Below are 20,224 nucleotides of genomic sequence, written 5' to 3'. Positions count from 1 at the left end.
CTAAAAATCTAACTCTAAAGTTTCATCATCATTGTCTAGAACTTCGCAAAACTTATCAAAATTCTCTAATGGATTCTGTGAAACAAAATTGCTCACATTTTTCAAGCCTTGGAGCATTAATTCATCATTACCCTCTTTTAACCCTCTGTCAATTATTTCAAAATGCTTATCGATTACAGAACTTCTTTCTGAGAAAATTTTGTCAAGCAAATACTGAGTTTGCTGAAATTTCAAAGCCATATTCATAATATCTCCTTTGATTTTCAGATTTTCGTTATCTAAGCGTTTTGATTCATTCCATGAATTCGCAAGCTGATTGATATCATTTATGGCTCCTCTACCATCATTAAAACAATCTTTTGCAAATTCAACCTCCTCTTTTGAGATGTTTGCTAACTTATTTATTATTTTTCCCATTTTATAACTTTTAATTTAATTCACTCCATTCGTAATCACAACTTGGGCATTCGTAATAAACACCATTGTGATATGCATCTTCACTCCCACATTTTGGGCATTCAACATTTAACCAACTAAAAACATTCTACTTTACGGTTCTTAATATCTGTTTCATATTATTATCACTTAACTAATCTTCACCCATTCTAAAAAGTTCGTATTTAATGCATTGGCTTTTTTCATATCAATACCATAAACTCGAAGGAAAGCGTCATTTGTAGGTATGCCTCCTTCGTTATGTAAGGGGTTTGACATAGGAGGTCCAGTAACATTTACTTCCATTCCTTTCTCAAGTCGAACATTACCTAATAATGCTGGTCTTTTTACGCTAACTTTAAATAGTGCCATAATCAATGTACTTTTAGTATATTAATAATTTTCATCAAACCTACCATCAACCTATCCCATAATCTGTCTTAGCCTAAAAATCATTTCAACTTTTTAGCTTTTTGGTACAACTCTTCGGCTACAATATGTGCGTTTCGAGCAGCAGGGTGATAGGTTGACAATACAGTATATTTTGAGTTGTGGTAACAGTTTTGTAATCCCGCAATTGGTTGACATTTATCAATCAATACGCCATCGATAAAATGAAACGTGCCGCCACATAGAATCATATTAGGTTTTATCAATTCTATCTGTTCTTTTAATAAATACTTATAATTGGAAACATGTGTTTTGATGTCTGTATCGCTAGAAGTGTTGTTCCCATTTATCTTTTTAAGATTCACGTAAGCAATTTCTAACATATACTTTCTAGCCTTAAAATATCCTTTGGCTTTCTCACTTTCGATATCAAGTTTTGAATTGTTCAATCCTTGTCGAATAGCAAAAACCCATTCGGCTAACCTGTTTTGAGTGCCTTGGCTGGCAGTGCCTCCAACTTTTAAAATACCATCATCAGCTGATATTTGCTCGGCAATATTCCAAAACCCACCACCATAGGCCTCTTTCATGATCACCAATATTTTAATATCGGAAGCAAACCAATGGCTTGGCGAAACAATACCATCGTATATTAGGCTTTCGGCTCCTAAGGCTTGCCATTTCCTCAACAATAAACAATTATCATCACGATAATAAGCTGCAATAGTCATCTGAAAGATTTTGATGTTTTACTAAGTCATAAAATAAATAGACACAATTGAATAATTTAATTTGCACCTGCTTTTTCTTGGATCAAATTGAAGTTTTATTTATCAATAAATATTTTAACAATTATACAGTTTTTTTTCATTAAAGTTAACTGTCAAATCTGCCAAATTTATGACAAAGTCATAAATGCCATAAACACTATGACTTATGACAAAACCATACTTTCACATAAACCATAATAAATGCATATAAGAAAAGCCAAACGGTTAATTTTGGCTTTTAAAAATTTTATTTTTTTTCATTTGAAGGTATATCGAATGGGGAAATTCATAAATACTCGTCTCTTATATTCATTAAGAACATATTCTAAGTGATCTTCCATACTATCATCAATAAGCGAAAAATCAAATTCGCAAGAAAACAGAGAAATCAGATCCATTAAGAATTCATGACACCACTCCATTAATTCCTTCTTATCCTCCTGATAGAAGAGTCGGGCTATTTCTCTTCCAATTCTATGATAAACTAAAAACACACATATTTATTACATAAACTATCCAACCATGTACATTTTCACACAAGTCCTTCACATTTTTTGCTTAATTCCTCATCTATATTGTAATAACAGCCATGATCCTTCGCCTATCCCATTTACACATCAAAAAACACCACTAAACTTTCTGGATTCAATAAATAATACTCCAAAGCATGGAGCCGGTTATATTTTTTCTTAGCCCTTATGATATTTTCCCGAAAAACAATCCCCCTCTGAAGTGCAGAGATGGCAATCATATCAGTAATGTGAATTTCTCTTTTTGCTTTCCACTTTTTTAAGTATTTTTTTTGATTTTCAAGTGATACCCTTAGGTCTCCAAGTTTATTCTTATTGATATGATTTTTAAGAGATTCGTATTCACCCTTCAATTCAACAAATCTCTTTCGTTGTTGAGTAATGCCTCGCTTGAAATAGAAAGACTGTTTATCCGGTTGTTTTAGCTTTTCGCGTAGAGATATAATCTCAATCAAAAGTTCGCAAATAGGTTCATTACGATTACATTTTGAATTCAATACCTGTATAACTTTATCAGCCTTCATAATCTATAGTTTTTAAATATATCACAAAGAAAAAGCATGTGTACGCCAAAGCATGTCGCAGTTGGTCTGAGATGAATTTAATATAGGTACGTCATATCCTGGCATATCAACTTTTGATCTTTGTAATTTCACTAAAAAATATTCACATTATGATACCAGGCCCAACGCTTATAATTGCATGCCCTACCTGTAATTCTCTTTCAAAGAAATCTTCTTTATTAAGTGGTAACACTTTCTTATCAACCTTATGGTCAGATGGGATAAGAATATCACCCATGGCACCACAAAACCCGGAATTGATTAAATGTAAACATTGCAACAACTTTGATTTACTCAAAGATTATAAGACCAAAGACAGTATCGAATTTTTGAAGTTTTTTGAAAGATCTGTAGAAAATATAGAGGATAATTCCATTGACCATTACATGAAATATATAGATGTTGACTTCATAAAAACGCCTTCCACAGATGAATATTTTGAAGCATTGAAACAAAAGAACCTGGATGTGAAAATGATTCGATTTCATATTTGGAGATCTTTTAATAATCGATTCAGACGAGAAAACCGAAATGAACTGTCAATACTAAATCAAGAAAAATATAGAGACAACGCATTACTTCTTATCGAATTGCTTGATAAAAATGACATGCATGAACTTATCTCAATGGCTGAACTATACCGAAACATTGGGGCCTTTGCTGAAAGCAAATCTCTCATATTATGCTTGGAAACAGAAGATATGCATTCCATTAAGGAGCAACTATTGATTGAAATCGAGAATCAAAATATGGATACCATTACTCTGGAATAAACAAAACACACCATCCCCTTTTATATAAAAAACTTCTTAAAATCGATCTACAATGATTGATTTTCAAACCATTGACTCAATGCGTCACAGTTTGGCGGACACATTGGAGATATTTGTATTGAACCAAATAAATCGATGATGAAAGCAAAACTACTTCTACTTTTAATTTACCCAATTCTAATATCAGGTATCAATCTCAGAGAAAAGAAGGATCCATTTACTAAAATGTTCGAAAAATGGATTAAGAACGCTGAATTAGAGATGGATATGAGAGGATCTGAATATTATTTGTATCCTAACATTGAGATGAATGAATACCCTGTGATTTTGAAGGATTCGCTTTTCTACATGGGGGCTTATTTCTATTATGAAGCCAGAGTTGACATCCTAAAATTTCCCGAAAAAACTTATGATCCCTGTGATTTCGCTACTGAATTTCGCGAAAGCTTTTTTGGAAGGTATTGCTTACGAAATGAAAATGGGTATAACATTATCTTTCTCAGTTATTATCTCTCTGCTGATCTGACACCTGATGCTTTGTTCACTGTTATTGAATACTTATCGGATTATTCAAAACAAACCAAAGAAATTGCAAAATCTGTAAAAAAGAGATTAGATGCTGAAAATTTCCTTCGAGAATATTAGAAGAAGCTAGTACACAAATTATATCAATCACCAGAAATAATCTGTTTAACATGAAGAACTTATGCTTCGTGCCTTTGAGTTACACTTCCGAACTAGCAAATCTGTTATTTAAATTCATTCAAAATGGACTGTAATAGGCAAGTTGACAGTTTTGACAGTTACATCTTATGTTTTAATCATATATTTTTAAGCTACCATTTACCAGACTTATGAAAATAAAAGAACTCCTTCAGCCAATTGATAATCTATCGGAATACCATGCCTATTTTGAGGAGATGCCATCAATGCCAAATGTATATTGGTATGTGAGTGCAGGCATGGATTTTCGAGGTCCTGTTTATCTAACTGATTACCATATCAATCATCTTAAAAGGCATCACCAATACGAATTAAAGAAACCCGATTTGTATGTATTCAACTGCCTTGGAGGTGAAATAAATGAGTTGATCGATAATCTGGATTCCATTAAGAATGGAGGATATACAGTATATTCAGACGGAAGGACTGAGATTCTTGTTACTAAATACGTAGCCGTTAAGATTGACAGAGAAAAAGTAAACTACGATATAAATCAAGAGTTTATTGAGAAGGCTCATGTGAGTGATCCAATAAAGAAAAAGAAACATGATGCAGCCTTGCTGACTCTTAAAATTAAGAGTCAGAGTGTAGGTTTCGAAGAAGAAGTTAAAGTCATTTACCTGCAAATGGAAAACATCAACTGTTTCCAAGAATTCATTTTAAAGCACAAAGCGGTGAATGTTCAGTACCTGTGCACAACCCGCGAAGGTTTGGCCTGGGGCAATTGTAAACGCAGTATTATCAAAGAAATTTACGATACCGATCACCATTATTTTCCTCAAGGCTTTAATCCGGAATACGTCATCACATTTAATGATTGCACGCGATTGGTTTTCTTAAAAAGGATGCAAGTGCGTGGAAGAGAAGTCAGGAAACTGGCACCACTCCCCCCTGAGAACCAGGAACAATGGGAAATCAACAATACCGTATTTCAAATATTGAATTCCAACATTTCAACAACAAAGACTAAATAAACAAGACTATGAGTCAAACTAAAATATCAAGGCTAATAGATAGTAAGCGTTTGGAATATATCAATGAACCAAGCGATTCGGATTTGGATGAGTTGTGGAATATCTGCTTTGATGGAGTCGAAAACCAGGAACATATGAACAAATACGTAGCTCATGAAGGTCCTGGGAAAGAAGATTTAATCCGTTTTCTTACAAATCGATTTTTCCATCAGATGGTCTGGCTAATCAGGCATAAAGAGAATCAAAAAATCATCGGATTTCAAATACATGGCAACTTTTCAGTAAAGCAGCGGAACTGTATCGGTATCAATATCGCCAAAACCTATACCAAACAAGGATATGCAAAAGAGGCTTTATCTTCCTTACTCGATTATTTTAAAATGAAAGATTTCAGAAATATCAATGCTTACTGTTTTGATAAAAATGTGGGATTCAGGAAAACAATCGAAGCCTGCGGTATGAAACTCCAAAGCAAAACAGGTATTAATAATGCCAGTAATGAAGAATTGCATTATCAAATTACTTTTTAAAAAATAGATGTATGTCAATATCTATCACAGAATTACGGGAAAGCTGTAATAAAAAGGGCTCCATCTTTATTTACAATTGCTATAGAAAGGAGCTGAATGATCATCTATAATTTTCACGGATTTAATTCCACTGGCAAAAGTGACAAAGTTAAGTTTCTGGAAAAGAATTTCAGGGGAGCTAAAGTCATTTCTCCAAGCTGGAATTGTGCCAATGTAAATGAGAGTGTCGACAGATTGGAAAAGATTCTTTTAGCCCATCCTAAAAATGAAAAAATTGTTCTGATGGGTATCAGCATGGGAGGCTATCTGGCTCTTCATCTTTCCAGGGTACTCGATTGCAATGGTTACAAACATGTTTGTTTTATTTCCATCAATCCTGTCTTGTCACCCAAATCTTCTTTAAGACATTTTCTGGGAAAGAATATCAATTTTGATACTCAGGAAACCTATGTTTTATCCGAAGATTCCTATAGTGAAGTCCCATGTATCAAACCGGAACTCATACAAAACAAAGGCTTGTTGTTACTGGACAGAGGGGATGAACTATTGGATTCTTTTAAAACACTGGACCTATTTAAATTCAGCAATCATGTTCGTATTTATTTATATCCTAATGGAGAACATCGATTTGAACGGTTTTATGAGATTATCGAATCGATAAAGGACTTTGTAGGAAATTGATATAGTCCATTCATTTCAACTCATTGTTTCGGAGAAAATAGAAGGATAAGGAAAACAATGGAAGCTTGCTGTACGTAAGTACAAAGCAAGGCAGGCGCATTAGCTAAGTGCTCAAATAAAGAATTGAATTATTAAATCGCTTTAAAAAAAATGTATGACAGTATCTACTAAATCTTTACGCAAAAAATATGACGGAAGAGGTCCTAATTTCGTATTTGACAGAAAAAAACTCACGCCAAACGCTATTTATCTGGTCTGTGAATACGATTTTTATACTCATTACGATGATAAGGCATATATGACACAAGAATTTCCATCCATCAGTGAAGCCATGGCTTATATTGGCTATGGTTTAATGGCATCAGATTTAAGTCACAGATATATTGAAGCGTGCACAATTGGTGATAGCAATGCTATTAACTATTTCCTCGGTGATTCGGAGGATTGGGAAAGTCGGGAGGATTTTGAAGATTCCGAAATTGAATCAGATGAAAAGGAGATAAAATTGTGGATAGAAAAGGTTGACCAACTTCTGGAGAGGAAATCTGAATTTCAACTTAGCAATCTTGATGAGCTTATTAAAGATTTTAACCATAAGGGGGAGTTTTTTAAGGTGGTAGCTAGAGGAGACCTAATGACTCTTCTTAAAAGTGAATACTGTAATGAGCAAATCCAATCCTTTTCAAATTCCTATATAAACCGAGGTAATGATGAAAAGGACCCCGATCACCCTATGTTGGTTCTAAGAACTCTTCTGAATCAAGATTGCTTTAATCCCACCAATGAGAAGCATGAGAAAATAGCCTTGGAAGTCATGAAACAATTGGATGATTAGACAAGTAAAAAGGCAGAAGAAATTAATTCTTCTGCCTTTTTTCTTATAAGTCTGCGGGCTCCAGAACCTTTACCTGATCGCCATACATTTGAATTCGTTGCTTTAGTTCAAAGTTGGGTTTCACCCATAAAGCGATGCGAAACTCGTCTTCGTTATCAATTAAAACCTCCTGAGAAGTATGCAAAGGCAAGGTTCTGATATAATTCCCCTGCTCAGGCGTGAAAGAGAGGACAACTTTTTCAATTTTCTCACCTGAAAAATCCACCCCAATTATACCTCCGAATACTTCCTCTGCACTGCCTAATTTTCGGGTAAAGGTATCGGGTAAAACTTCCAATTTGGTAATCCTATCGAGAGCGTATACACGCGCTTCTTCTGCGTAGTCAACATGCCCCATCACATACCAGCGATTCATGTACTCCTTGAGTAATTCAGGATGCATGATAAAGGTTCGATCTCCCTCCTTCTGAAAATGCGAGTAGGTTAGCTTTACTTTCAGGTTCGCTTTTACTGCCCGAAGAAGAGGCTGCAAATAATGAACCCCAATCATGTGAGAACTTGAATCGAAGTGAATGTACTGCAGGGATTCTTTTCCGTCTCGTAAGGTTTCGATCAAAGTGTTGGCAGATTGAGCAATATCCAAAAAGCGCAAAAATGGCTCGTAATCTACACTTAACTCATCGTCAACATAGTAGCCTCGTCTATCAGGATGGTAGGCAATTTCTACCCCAAACTCGTTTCTGATACTCTCCAGCGAGCGTTGAAAAGTTCGTTCTGAACAACTTAAGCCCTGATCGTTTAATAAATCGATCAAATCTTGCTTAGAAGGATAGGTCGCTCTTTTCACTTTTTCTATTAACAAAAGATAGCGCTTAATAGTAGCTTGTTGTGACATAAAAATTGTATTCATTTAAAAAGCCTTCCTCCAATCTAATCCATATAGCAGTTTGGCATCTTGCACCAAAAGCTGAAAATCCGAAGCTTTGTCAGCTTTTTCTATGGCTCGATTTAATAAGAATTGTGCCTTTTTTGTATTTGACAGCCAAAAATTAACAAATCTTATCATAATAGAAAAATCTTTGGTCGATTTAACCAAATTTAATGCGTTTTCCAATACCTGTTCCACTTCCTTAGGCTCGCTTATATCATGAAGTATTTGAGCCAGATCAATCGCATTGGCGCATGATCCAATCAATTGATGCATCAAAATCAAACATTTATCTGCCTGTTTTTCGTCCAGGTCATGATCCACTATTACTTGTCTAATCAACATACCAGCGTCATAATCAGAAACATGTCTCATTGCCTGTTTCACAGCCCTGTTTGCCAAATCCATATCTTCCAATACGATCACAGCAAATTTGACAATTCGATAATACTCATGGGTGGCATATTTCTTAGCCAGACAAGTCTTACAATACGCTTTCATCAATAATTTGTCATGGGTCGTTTCTCTGATGGTATCAAAAATTTGATAGTACTCCTCAACGTTTTCAACACGATCTGCTGCCTCCTTAATAATTTCATGAGTCAAGCTGATATCTTTCAATTCCTTCCAGGCTGCAATGGCAATTGTGAGAAAGGGCTGATGATCCAAACTATCCTTTTCAATTTGCAAATGAAAGGCTTTATTGATCCATTCTTCCGCTTTCTTTTTGTTGCAATAGAGTCGCTTTAAAAAGCGGGCATATGGCAAGATATTCAAAGCTTCTTTAGGTTCAGTAAGGGGCATTTTCTCAAAATATTTTCTAAGTGCCTTCGCACCTTTTCGATAGAATTTATCACAAATTTGATGTAAAAATTGCCAATCCTGGACAAGCATAATTTCATAACAAAAATCAGCCCACTTCTCTCCTGCTTTTTGTTCATCCCAAAACTTTGATTTTAAGAGAAAAAACACTTTCAATCTCAAAGATTTATCCTTTGCCTGATCGAATAACTGCTCATACATCTCTCTTTTAAACGCCTCATCTTTAAAGTAACGACCAATTGAACACAAAATAGCTTCCCTATCGTCATCATCTTCCACCAGAGTCATGGCTTTGTCGTACCACAAACAGGCTTTATCGCTTTCCTTCCCTATTTTCGCATAAAATTCGCCCATACAACAGCAGTCATCACTGGTATTCGCAAGCTCCGCTGCTTTCTCTAAAGCATCTTCAAACTCATAAATCATCAAAGGACTTTGATGTTCCAATTTTGCAAGTTCCAAATATTCCCAGGTATATTCAGCCCATCCATTTGCTTTATTAAAGAGCGATTCTGTTTGTTGTAGACTTAGAAATTGATTTCTAACATTTGCCTTTAGGATATAGGTACAATCGTGATGATTCTCTACCAGTGAAATGGCTTCATCCACCAGCTCGTTAAAAAAACAAGTGCGCCTGGATTTACAAGCGAGTTGTACAATAAGAATGCGATCCTGAACCGACTGACACCAAATGTGAAGTTCCCTTAATGTTAATTCGACATCCTCCTCCATCATATCAGTAATCACAGATCTGTGACTTCGTATCAACTCCTGAATATTTTCGGTACACAAACTAAGATGATATCGAAAAACATGATAATTTTCACTGTATTCTATAGTAGTTTCCATGAAAATGACTTGAATGAATATGAATAGAAAAAGACAACTGATATTAGATCAGCACAGATTGTTAAGAGCTGAAGAGATTTTTTTTAAGCTAATACGAAATCTTACATTTACGATTAAATTCTTCGATGATGGCTTTAAATTCGATAGGTAGCAAAGCATTTACACCATCAACAATATGTTTGGGGATTTCTTTGTAGTAGGCCTGAGCAATACCACCTGTAATGCAGGCTAAGGTATCACTATCTCCTCCCAGTGAAATAGCTAGACGAATGGCATCTTCAAAATCTGTACTCTCGAGAAAAGCAATAATCGCTTCGGGAACCGTTTCCTGACAGCTTTCATTAAATTCATAGTTAGGACGAATTCCATCTACTGTGCGTGATAAATCGTAATCGAAAAGATTACTGATGGTTTCACGAATCGTTTCTTTACTGTTCCCCGTCCTTGCCAAAAAGATACTCAAAGCTGTTGCCTGTGCCCCTTTGATACCCTCCGGATGAGAATGAGTGACTCTGGCAGATTTCTCAGCCTCCTTGAGCACTTCCTCCGTGCTGTCACACATAAAACCAACTGGGCTCACTCGCATCGCACTGCCATTTCCCCAGGAATTGTAGGGCTGTGCATCTTCGGAATGAATCCACTGGGCAAAATTACCCCCATATCCCCGTCCAGGGTAGTTTTGTCCGTAATTCTGATAGGCATCAGTATAATCTGCCTGATCCAACAGAACTTCTGCTGTTGCAATACTTAATACAGTATCATCGGTAAAATCGGTTGTAGGATGGAACAAATCAAAATCAGTTCCCTTGTAATTGTTCCATTCAAAAACAGATCCAATCACATCTCCAGCTATAGCTCCAAACATAATCTTATATTTTAGTTAAACTTTATTATTTTTATGCAACAAAGATATTGAACGGGTACGTCAATACATGTCGTTGGTAATTTAACTAGTCGTTATATCTAAAAAAAAGAGCCTCCTCACAATGAAAATCATTTGGGAGGAAGCTCTTATTCAATTGTCAATTGAATTGTCAAAACTTAAAAATCTGTCAAACGTCACTAAAACTACAAAACTAAACAGACAGTACGCCAAAACATGACGGATATAAAATATATAAACAAAAAAATAACCTCGACATAGTTTGGCGGTCTTAGAAGCGACCTTTACTGTATAAACTAAAAAACACAAGCATCATGAACAGAACAAGCAAAGAGGAGCTTAAGAAATACGAGGAAGCCCGAAAGGGTCTTACTCCTGAACAAATAATAGAATTAGACAAAAAAGAAGCCTTAGAAAATGAAATAATGGGAATAGCCAACCATTTCAACATACTCTTGTTTCCTGAAGAATATGATTTTTACACTTATGAAAAAAGCAATCCCTGGTCGGATGACTATATGGAACGAATTAGTAGAAAGCGTGCAAAATTAGGGCTTTCTGAAGTGAATCATGAATCTCCCCTACGCTACAAGGACACTGACGAAATTTGCGAAAGCATGGCAGGTAAAATGATAATCGAAAAAAAATTCAGTAAGAAGATTCTATATATTGACATGGACAGCGTACTGGTTGACTTCCAATCGGGAATTGATCAACTAAGTGATGCCACCCAAAAGGAATACGAAGATCGTTTAGATGAAGTCCCTGGAATCTTTAGCCTAATGAAGCCTACCTCAGGAGCTCTTTATATCGTTGAGAAACTGGCTGAAATTTACGATATCTACATTCTCTCCACAGCCCCATGGGAAAACCCAAGTGCCTGGTCTGATAAGTTGAAATGGGTGCATGAATACCTTCCAAAGATTGGTCATAAACGACTCATTTTATCTCATAACAAAAACCTAAACGCAGGCGACTACCTAATAGATGACAGAACAAAAAATGGAGCTGGTGAATTTACAGGAGAACTGATTCATTTCCTTACCGATCAATACCCTAATTGGGATAGCGTTTTCGATTATTTGGTGATTGAATATGTGAAACATGCGCTAAAAAAATCATAAAGTGTGTCTGAGATCTTCTCTAGTATAAATCCAACTCCTAAATCATGCACCTAAATACATTCCAAAGCTGTCCTGCAAATATTATTCAAGCTATAGCCTTGTTTCTTCAAAATCCAGGATACATTCAGATTGATGCAGAAGACTTTGCTCATTTCACATCAAATCAGGAAAACATCCAATATCTAATTTTAGAAGAAAAAACAGAATCTCTGAATTCATCATTAAAAAAAGCATTGGAAACGCTACCTTCTAATCACAGAGCTTCAGAAATACTCGTTTGTTTTACATCTTCTGAGCCAGAAATCACTATGGTCGAAATCTCAAATCATTTAGATCAAATTACAGAAACCTTTGGAAAAAAAAGCAATATTATTTGGGGTGTAAACAAAGATGAAAATCTAAAAGAGGATACTAAAAAGATACTTCTCCTATTTCATTATTTGTAGTAAACGGAATTGAACAAGGCGGATTTTTTGAAGAATCCGCCTTAATTGTATATTATGTCTCGACCTGAAATAAATTGACACAAAATTGACTTAATTACTTTCTGTATCAGGAAATAAATACATTCCTCTTTATTGTAAAAGCCTGAATCAATAATGATTAAGACTTTCTATTCTTACTTATCATTAATTATAACAACTCATTTTTGCATCAATCTATTTTATCTTAATATCAATAGATTGAAGGAATGCGAAGGCTAATATTTATTCTATGCCTTTTTAATTTTCACACGCCCTTTTCGATAAGCATCGAGCAATCGATTCAGATCTTGAATTTGTTGACGCAGATTGGCTCCAATATGAGTATCTCCCACACGAATTCGCGTGGTAGCGTGCTCAATCATGCTTCTTGTTGAAACAATATCAACTTCCTCGATAATAGCTTTCCGTTTTGATTCAAAAGAGGCATGTTCAGCAAGAATTAAGCTATAAGAATCGTAAATTAGAGTGTAGCCAGCAATACCGGTCACTTTTTGATAGGGTTTCGACATTCCTCCATCAATTACAAAAAGTTTACCATCGGCTTTTACCGGACTTTCGCCTTTTCCAACCTGTACTGGTACATGTCCATTAATGATATGAGAAACTTCCGGATCGAGTCCAAACTCTTCTAAAATTCGACTACAGCTCGCTGAATCATCTCTTAGTTTGTAGTACATATTGATCTCCTCTCGCTGTGCTTCCTTATCGTCAAGAAAATAACGTTCGAAAGTGGCCATTTTCTTCTTCCCAAAAAGAGGTGAATAAGCGCCACTCCAAAGGTACCACATGTAAACCCTATCCTTATTCGTTTTTTCAGGATGTTCACGGTTAAAGTACGCTCGTCGACAGATCAAATCAAATTGATCATACAGAGCCTTTCCCTTGTAAGCTTTGCCTTGCAAAGTCAGATCTTTCAGATCCCCTTTTTCATCGAGAGGGACGCAACCATGAAATAGTAAATTTGAATTGTAAGATAGATAGGTACTTCCCTTGGAAAATAAGGTTTTAATATGGCGCTGCAACTTTTCACAATACAGGAATGAGTAACGAAGTTTTTCAGTGAGCTCTTTCTCTTCTTCGGTTAGTTCATAAGGATTTTTTGGATCAATGGTAGGAAACGATTTGTCGTTCAACTCCAATTCTCGTCCATCAATAATTACGATCCCCTTTTCATAATCGATTTTATCGAGCAGCAATCGATCTTCCATCTCCATTTCAGGACTGCGTTGGATGATATCGCCGGCCAGTTTCATCTCAATCACCATGATGGCTTTGTGCATTTTACTGGTCAATTTAATCTGCGTAGAACCAATATTTTCCGGAGGTGTATTTTTGGGGATGAAAGCTTCACATGGATCACTCTCATAGGCCTTCATGGCAAAAGTGGCCAGAGGCATTAGATTAATTCCATAGGCATCTTCCAGAGTATCTAGATTGTTGTAGCGAGCACTCAAACGAATTACAGCTGCAATGCTGGCTCTAATTCCAGTAGCAGCGGCCATCCAAACAATATCATGATTTCCCCACTGTATGTCTACCGAATAGTGATCATGGATTACATCCATCACCTTATCGGCAAAAGGTCCTCTATCATAGATATCCCCAATAATATGCAGGCGATCAATCAATAAACGTTGTATAAATTTACTGATCGCCACAATAAATTGATTGGCCCGATCAACATCGATAATCGATTGTATAATGCAATCAAAATACTTTTCTTTCTTCGCGTTAGGCTCATTCAGCAACTCATCAATCACATAGGCAAAATCGGATGGCATAGCCTTTCTTACCTTCGATTGGGTGTACTTATCGGCCGATACACGTGCCACGGCCATTAATCGGCGAAGCGTAATTGAGAACCATTCGTTCAAATCCTCCTGTTCGTTGGTAATGAGTTTGAGTTTCTCCTCGGGATAGTAAATCAGTATTGCCAACTGATTTTTTTCTTTTTCGTTGAGTGTATTCGCATACACAGCATCAATTTTTTTGCGCACCATACCCGAAGCATTTCTCAGAACATGACTAAAAGTCTCGTATTCCCCATGTATATCCGTTAGAAAATGCTCCGATCCTTTGGGAAGGTTGAGTATGGATTCAAGATTTATTATTTCGGTACATGCAGCCTGTACCGTAGGAAATTTTTCAGCAAGTAGATTTAAAAACCGTAATTCATCTTCACTGTAGTTGTTCTGTAACAACTCATCCTCTTGGTAGTTAAGATCCATTTATCTTTTTTTATATAATTGATTCATTAAATACATCGCCTCATGAGATGGCAAATTCTTCACTTTATCTATTCATGACAAGAACTTCATGAATTCATTTTCATTTAGCTTAGTGATGATCTATACTGCGTTCCGGTACGTTTGAGCCAAAAAATATTCACGAATTATTGTATAATATTGAGTTCATTAACTCACTTTGTTCGGTTCGCTAACGCATCTACGACTCAACTTAATATACATCGGCATTATACCTTTAAGCTTTCTAGTCAAGACTAAAGTCCATTTGGTATAACAGGCAATTCAGAAGAGAATACAAAAAATGAAGCAGCTCATTATATTTGAACTAAGAGCTGCCTAAAAGTTAACCAAGTATTGTAAAAGGTAAAAACCAAAAGAGCTTAATCTTTTGTCACAAAATTAAAATTAACAAACGTATAGCCAGACTCTGATCTACAAATTGTAATCTTAGTGTCAGTTTCTAGCAAAGGAGAAGACTTAATTTCCTTTTGTATTTCTTCATCATTCAGCTCTGTGACATCTTCGTTGGCAAAAATAAAACTTTCGGCAGTAATACCATCCCAAAACCACTTTTGATAAATTATATCGTATTCTCCCAATTTGGCTTCCTGCTCCGCCAATATCGTTGTATCCTCTTCTACTGGTACATTTTTGAACTTACTACTAATAGTCATAACTAAGTTTTTATTAATAATTATTCAATGACTGTATCCAAATTTGTGGAGTTATCAGAAACAAATCATTTCATACTTACCTTTATTTGGTCTATCATCAATAAGATAATCACCCACATATAGGTTTTATGATGAGAAAGTATTATCTCTTATAAACACCATCATCAAATATCACATCTTCTGAAAGCTCAGCGAATTTAACGATTAATATTGATTATTGTTTCGTTTGAGCCATTAAATTCACAAGCTCTTCTACGACTCAACTCAATATACTCGGCATTATACCATTTAACTTTATAGCCAAGACTAAAATCCATTTGGCATCACACATACTTCAACAAAAAATCACATCAATATCAGACAATCAAGGGTATACCTCCTTGTGCGACATTTTAACTTCATACTTTAAAATGTCAGATAAGGCAGTGTCAAAACTGAAATCAGGGATAGCCATAAAGTGATCCATTTGTATGAAAATGAATATTGAGATATTTGACACAAGATGATCGACGGTTTGGGGCTGTTTTAATCATCACCCATATGAGACATCCTAAACTAGCTCTTGACTTATCATTACTCTATGGGTTGACTTGCCATAAGATCTTTCACAGACTGAATCATGTAACGATATATGGAAATACTGCTAGGGATATTAGACTTAAAATAATCAGATCTATAAAAAGCATTCACATGCACACAGCTAACAATCTCATTTAAACAATCAAGTGAGACGATTGATTTTGGAGCACCTGTTATGAAGTTAACACCTGTCAGGCCATATTTAGATCCTATGTTATTATAATATTCAAATGTCATTAAGTAAGAATCAGCAGGAAGAGATCTGTAAATAAAATTTTCATCCTCGTATGTATCATACACTTTATCATTATTATAGGAGCTATTAGGAGGAAAATTAGAAATTAGTATATTTTCCTCATCTTTACGCTCCTCTAACAACTCAATTAGCTTATGGGCTTTAGAGATATAAAAAACTCTGTTTATCCCACGTTTTTTGACATCTTTTTCAAATCTAATTCTGTCTGACTGATCGAGGAAATGTTCATGATTAATAGTTGCTATAATAATATTCATACTTGATGTCCTTAGTGCTTGTTAGTAAAATTTGGTTGGATTTTCTGAATGTTTATATCTGATTGGATTTGGATCTCGTAAGTTCCAGCCTTAAAAACATAAGGTGTTATTTCTTTAGATATCTCACCTCGATAATCTGTTTGTTGCTTGGTGAGTTTCAGATCAAAATAATCTCCAGATCGATCAATTAACTCGTATATGGACTTCTCCTCTATATAATCTAAAGACCGATGATACATTTCTCTATCGTATTCATCTAACAGGTTTAATTCCTCTTGAGAATATATGATCTCTGGTTTACCAACTGCCCCATCATTACAATAGTACATTTGCTTAGTAAAAGCCACTTCTATTTTTCCATTAAAAACAGTGTAGATTCTTAAATACCTTATGGTTTCACCTTGACTACCTCCTTTAGATTCGATAAAAAGACCATACTCTCTTCGACCAATTTTCAGAAAATTTATCTCACCATAGAACCTCCCGAACGCACCCAGTCTATCAAATTTCGGATAAGATTCATGCAACTCCCAGTTTCCATATTCTTTATGGAAAACATAATACCCCATAGCCACACCACAGGCATGGCAATCTGAACAGACTAGATTGTATTTCTTTTTCACTAATTTTTGTAAAGAATCCTGCCAGTTAAAATTCGTCTCAATATTCTTTTTTTTATATTCCGATACCGTACAATAAGAGGGAGATTCAGTTATTAGTATACATTCATTTGAATCTGCATTTATAAAATGCTTGGTGTAGAAAATTGCGCCAGAAACACTTAAAGAATGCTTTACTCCGATAGCATGATCTGTAGAATCTACAATTGATAGTTTTAATTCGGAATCGTAGTTTCCAAATACTTTTGTCATTAACAAAGCATCAATCGTCTGTTCATTTTGGAACTTAAAAATAGAGGACTCTGATTTTATAACAAAAAAAGCAACTAAAAGAATGCTTATTGCGAATGCGAGTATTAAAAAGCGTTTATTCATAAAATTCATTCCAAATTAATTTTGATACTTTATCAAATTCTATTTCTCTCTCTAAACGATAAGGAAACCACAACTTCCGAACTTTAGTTATTACATCACGCAAAGATTTTTCGTCATCGCAATCACTCATCCTAACAATTAAGGAAAATGCTTCAAGATCATATCCGTCATACCACCCATCAACATCAAGCCATAGATCTGCAGGATTTATCTCACAAAACACATCATCTATATGACGGAGTAATTTTCTGTATTCATCTCTTTTTAGAGCTTTTGACATCTTGCCTTTTTTCCAAAAGTAAAGTTTACGAGCAAGTGAGAAAGCCCTTTTATTTACGATATCTATGGAAGTAAAAGAGTGATCCTGATATTCATAATACTTCAACAAGAAATGTTCGATTTCGACAAGACTTAAATCTTCGAATAAAACACGAAGAAACAATTTACAACAGATGTTTTCAACTGATTTATCTATACAATTGACTTTATACTCATTAGTTTTACCGTATTTATTCAGAATCTCACAAAACAGTGGCATATCTGTACATTCAACTAATTGATCAAGCGTTTTAATTTTATTCCCATTTAAAAAGGACTTGATGCCTTTTGCAATCTTTTTAGCATCTCTGGCATCTATTTCATTAACTTCATCGAATAAAACAAGGTAACATTCTGTTATATTATGAGCTACACGAGATGTGAAAACATCCAGGTTCAACCTCTCAATTTTCTCTTTTTCAAAATGTATTTTGTAAAGTCCAAGAATATATTGATGATACACATACTCCGATGTAAATTCTTCCTGATTCTGACCCAGAGGATCAATACTTTTAATAATTTCTTTAACTTCTAGGTAGTATCTGTTATAAATACTAAATGTTGATCTTTCTGAACGTTTTATCATTATATCCCTCGTGATTTAAAGAAGTTACACAAAATAAATATCACATTTCAATCCCTTAAAAAGCACTCTCCCAATCGCACCCTAAAATTAGCTTGGATTCCTGGCAAAGCATATTATACTCATTACCTATACTTGATGAATTAAACCCCTTCTTTATAAACTCCAAAGCTCTAGGTGTATCTTTCAAATCGAAATTTACAAATCGTATGATGTTTTGATAATCTTCAGTACAATTTGCAAATTCAACCGCTTTTGATAAAATTGAATCCATTCTATCTTTAGAAGTATCAAATTTTACTTTTGCTAAATCTTTTCTATTAATAATGTTCTTCCTATATTTTAAAGCATCTATACAATTAATCTCTTTAGCAAATCTTAATGCATCATTTGTTGTCAACATCTTCTGCTCGGATATTTTAAGTGGCACATATAAAATGCCACTATTATCGTATCTGAATATATTCACATCATTACATAACTTGTATAAGTTAAAAACATCATCAAAAGATTCTACTGTTTTTAATGCTTTTGAATATAATTTATCAACCAAAAGCCATTCTTGTGAACTTTCATACGCCATTTTACAAGCAAAACAATAGGTAGAACTCAAGTGTTTTTCGCTTAGTATTAAGTCAAAATATCTTTTTAATTCAACAGTATTCTTACTGGTTCTATTAATTACAGTGATTATCTCTTTTAAATGCTGACCATAGACTTCGTTCTTATCATCATTAACTTGACGTCTGTATGCATTATACAAATAGAAATGCAAAACATAATCGTCGTGAAGCATATGCCAAATATCCTCGGCAAGCACTAATCTACCATGAAAAGATCCTTTTACTTGAGTTATTTCAGATTCTTCTACGTGTTTCATGGCTCTCCTAAACCAAAAGCTTGCATCTTCCTTATTCTTAGTGATTTTTAAGGTCAATTCTGCGTAAGCCAATACGTCAGATAAAGATTCTAATCCCTTAAAGTCACTTTCCTGCATTAAAAGCATAAAATGCTCGGGAATTGACAAGTTGAAAAAGTCACAGTCCTTCTTTAAAAGCTCAAGGGTATCAGGATTAGACCAACTGAGCAGGTCTTGGTTCTCTATTAAAAGCTTAAGATCATCAGGAATAGATAAGTTAAATTTGTCTATACAGTCATTAATCAAACTCCATTCTTTTTTATCGATACAATCTTGTAAAAAATCAACAGCAAAAGCAATATCTATTTTTGAAGAATATTCATAATAGTGTTCTAAAACAAGAAAACGATCTTCCAGATCATCTTCAATGCTTAATATGTAATCAACAAGTTTGTTCTTTTTAATACCGGGCAAACTTGATTTTTCCAGAGAATAGAAAATATCATCACAACAACCAGCATCTTCCCAAAATTGGAAGCTATTGATATACCAATCCCAAGATTTTTGTTGATCGATAGCTGAATAATATTCTGCTAGCAACAATGATCCTTCAAAGGTAATTTCAAAATCTAAAGCTATGTTTAAACAATCTTCAGTAAGCTCATTTGAGATTTGAAGCGCTTCGCCAATAGCAGTTAAATCCAAATATTCTTTTTGACTTTTCGCATGCTGTAGTGCTGAATTAAACAGTTCACTTAAGCATTCATCAGATAAGAGTTTATTTATAACACTAGCTTTCAGAACGGCATATCCGTCTTCAAAATCTTCAACCAGAGTACTGGCCTCATCCATAAGGCTCTGAGCATATTTTGTTTCTCCGAGTTTAAGAGCTAAACTAGATAGACGTACTCTATCTATCACATCTTCACACCAAAGATGCAACTCACTAAGCAATACAACGGATATCCCTTCTGATAGTTCGACAATTTTCATTTGATTATCTTCAGAGAGAAATATGCGTACTGATTTCTGCCATTTACAATCGTCAACATCTTTAAAAGAACGATTTACATAAGTCGAAAATAGTTTTCGGAAAGTAAATAAGTTCTCTTCTGTGCTCTTTTTTACATCAATCATCTTTATATCTTTCTTCTTATAATTT

General features: G+C 34.8%; 21 protein-coding genes. 8 read left to right on the top strand and 13 right to left on the bottom strand.

Annotated elements, in window-relative coordinates; translation table 11 throughout:
• The 4 genes from ACXR6G_RS18420 to ACXR6G_RS18405 form a co-directional block, all read right to left on the bottom strand.
• Positions 1 to 417, bottom strand: a complete 417-nt coding sequence (locus ACXR6G_RS18420; protein ID WP_458362926.1) for a hypothetical protein — start codon at positions 415 to 417, stop codon at positions 1 to 3.
• A 168-nt stretch (positions 418 to 585) separates the two neighbouring features.
• Positions 586 to 807, bottom strand: a complete 222-nt coding sequence (locus ACXR6G_RS18415) for a DUF6140 family protein (RefSeq protein WP_458362925.1) — start codon at positions 805 to 807, stop codon at positions 586 to 588.
• A gap of 80 nt (positions 808 to 887) precedes the next feature.
• Entirely contained in the window at positions 888 to 1,556 is a 669-nt protein-coding gene (locus ACXR6G_RS18410) for a hypothetical protein (RefSeq protein WP_458362924.1), read from the bottom strand.
• Positions 1,557 to 2,205: 649 nt separating this feature from the next.
• The gene (locus ACXR6G_RS18405) at positions 2,206 to 2,649 is read right to left on the bottom strand and encodes a hypothetical protein (RefSeq protein ID WP_458362923.1); all 444 of its coding nucleotides are present in this window, start codon (positions 2,647 to 2,649) and stop codon (positions 2,206 to 2,208) included.
• A gap of 149 nt (positions 2,650 to 2,798) precedes the next feature.
• On the opposite strand from ACXR6G_RS18405, the gene ACXR6G_RS18400 reads away from it, so the two are divergent.
• From ACXR6G_RS18400 to ACXR6G_RS18375, 6 genes are all read left to right on the top strand, one after another.
• Positions 2,799 to 3,461 (top strand): hypothetical protein, encoded by a 663-nt coding sequence (locus ACXR6G_RS18400; RefSeq protein ID WP_458362922.1) that lies wholly within the window; start codon positions 2,799 to 2,801, stop codon positions 3,459 to 3,461.
• Positions 3,462 to 3,599: 138 nt separating this feature from the next.
• On the top strand, positions 3,600 to 4,106 hold the full coding sequence (locus ACXR6G_RS18395; protein ID WP_458362921.1) for a hypothetical protein: 507 nt from the start codon (positions 3,600 to 3,602) through the stop codon (positions 4,104 to 4,106).
• A gap of 209 nt (positions 4,107 to 4,315) precedes the next feature.
• The gene (locus ACXR6G_RS18390; RefSeq protein ID WP_458362920.1) at positions 4,316 to 5,158 is read left to right on the top strand and encodes a DUF7663 domain-containing protein; all 843 of its coding nucleotides are present in this window, start codon (positions 4,316 to 4,318) and stop codon (positions 5,156 to 5,158) included.
• 8 nt (positions 5,159 to 5,166) lie between these two features.
• Positions 5,167 to 5,688 (top strand): GNAT family N-acetyltransferase, encoded by a 522-nt coding sequence (locus ACXR6G_RS18385; protein ID WP_458362919.1) that lies wholly within the window; start codon positions 5,167 to 5,169, stop codon positions 5,686 to 5,688.
• A gap of 96 nt (positions 5,689 to 5,784) precedes the next feature.
• Positions 5,785 to 6,369: a YqiA/YcfP family alpha/beta fold hydrolase gene (locus ACXR6G_RS18380; protein WP_458362918.1), complete on the top strand. Its 585-nt coding sequence runs from the start codon at positions 5,785 to 5,787 to the stop codon at positions 6,367 to 6,369.
• Between the two features lie 154 nt (positions 6,370 to 6,523).
• On the top strand, positions 6,524 to 7,204 hold the full coding sequence (locus tag ACXR6G_RS18375; RefSeq protein ID WP_458362917.1) for a hypothetical protein: 681 nt from the start codon (positions 6,524 to 6,526) through the stop codon (positions 7,202 to 7,204).
• Positions 7,205 to 7,247: 43 nt separating this feature from the next.
• Here ACXR6G_RS18375 and ACXR6G_RS18370 read toward each other — a convergent pair whose 3' ends face one another.
• The 3 genes from ACXR6G_RS18370 to ACXR6G_RS18360 all read right to left on the bottom strand — a co-directional run bounded on the left by ACXR6G_RS18370 (position 7,248) and on the right by ACXR6G_RS18360 (position 10,668).
• A complete protein-coding gene (locus tag ACXR6G_RS18370) occupies positions 7,248 to 8,099 on the bottom strand; it encodes a helix-turn-helix transcriptional regulator (RefSeq protein ID WP_458362916.1) in 852 nt (283 codons plus the stop codon).
• 15 nt (positions 8,100 to 8,114) lie between these two features.
• Positions 8,115 to 9,803: a hypothetical protein gene (locus ACXR6G_RS18365; protein WP_458362915.1), complete on the bottom strand. Its 1,689-nt coding sequence runs from the start codon at positions 9,801 to 9,803 to the stop codon at positions 8,115 to 8,117.
• A gap of 88 nt (positions 9,804 to 9,891) precedes the next feature.
• Positions 9,892 to 10,668, bottom strand: a complete 777-nt coding sequence (locus ACXR6G_RS18360; RefSeq protein WP_458362914.1) for an ADP-ribosylglycohydrolase family protein — start codon at positions 10,666 to 10,668, stop codon at positions 9,892 to 9,894.
• 332 nt (positions 10,669 to 11,000) lie between these two features.
• On the opposite strand from ACXR6G_RS18360, the gene ACXR6G_RS18355 reads away from it, so the two are divergent.
• Positions 11,001 to 11,810 carry a 5' nucleotidase, NT5C type gene (locus tag ACXR6G_RS18355; protein ID WP_458362913.1) on the top strand — a complete coding sequence of 270 codons (810 nt, stop codon included), beginning with the start codon at positions 11,001 to 11,003 and terminating at the stop codon, positions 11,808 to 11,810.
• A 44-nt stretch (positions 11,811 to 11,854) separates the two neighbouring features.
• The gene (locus tag ACXR6G_RS18350) at positions 11,855 to 12,256 is read left to right on the top strand and encodes a hypothetical protein (protein WP_458362912.1); all 402 of its coding nucleotides are present in this window, start codon (positions 11,855 to 11,857) and stop codon (positions 12,254 to 12,256) included.
• 266 nt (positions 12,257 to 12,522) lie between these two features.
• Here the strand turns inward: ACXR6G_RS18350 and ACXR6G_RS18345 are convergent, their stop codons facing one another.
• From ACXR6G_RS18345 to ACXR6G_RS18320, 6 genes are all read right to left on the bottom strand, one after another.
• Positions 12,523 to 14,523 carry a fructose-1,6-bisphosphatase gene (locus ACXR6G_RS18345; protein ID WP_458362911.1) on the bottom strand — a complete coding sequence of 667 codons (2,001 nt, stop codon included), beginning with the start codon at positions 14,521 to 14,523 and terminating at the stop codon, positions 12,523 to 12,525.
• Positions 14,524 to 14,921: 398 nt separating this feature from the next.
• Positions 14,922 to 15,215, bottom strand: coding sequence for a hypothetical protein (locus tag ACXR6G_RS18340; RefSeq protein ID WP_458362910.1), 294 nt, complete (start codon positions 15,213 to 15,215; stop codon positions 14,922 to 14,924).
• A 573-nt stretch (positions 15,216 to 15,788) separates the two neighbouring features.
• Entirely contained in the window at positions 15,789 to 16,307 is a 519-nt protein-coding gene (locus ACXR6G_RS18335; RefSeq protein ID WP_458362909.1) for a hypothetical protein, read from the bottom strand.
• Positions 16,308 to 16,318: 11 nt separating this feature from the next.
• Positions 16,319 to 17,311, bottom strand: a complete 993-nt coding sequence (locus ACXR6G_RS18330) for a hypothetical protein (RefSeq protein WP_458362908.1) — start codon at positions 17,309 to 17,311, stop codon at positions 16,319 to 16,321.
• Entirely contained in the window at positions 17,295 to 18,206 is a 912-nt protein-coding gene (locus tag ACXR6G_RS18325; protein ID WP_458362907.1) for a hypothetical protein, read from the bottom strand. Before ACXR6G_RS18325 ends, ACXR6G_RS18330 begins: the two co-directional genes overlap by 17 nt.
• 55 nt (positions 18,207 to 18,261) lie before the next feature.
• The gene (locus ACXR6G_RS18320; protein ID WP_458362906.1) at positions 18,262 to 20,199 is read right to left on the bottom strand and encodes a hypothetical protein; all 1,938 of its coding nucleotides are present in this window, start codon (positions 20,197 to 20,199) and stop codon (positions 18,262 to 18,264) included.
• Positions 20,200 to 20,224 lie beyond the last annotated feature (25 nt).

The organism is Ancylomarina sp. YFZ004 (assembly GCF_054254355.1).
The sequence above is the reverse complement of the archived record's forward strand: the minus strand, read 5'-3'. Positions and strand labels throughout refer to the sequence as shown.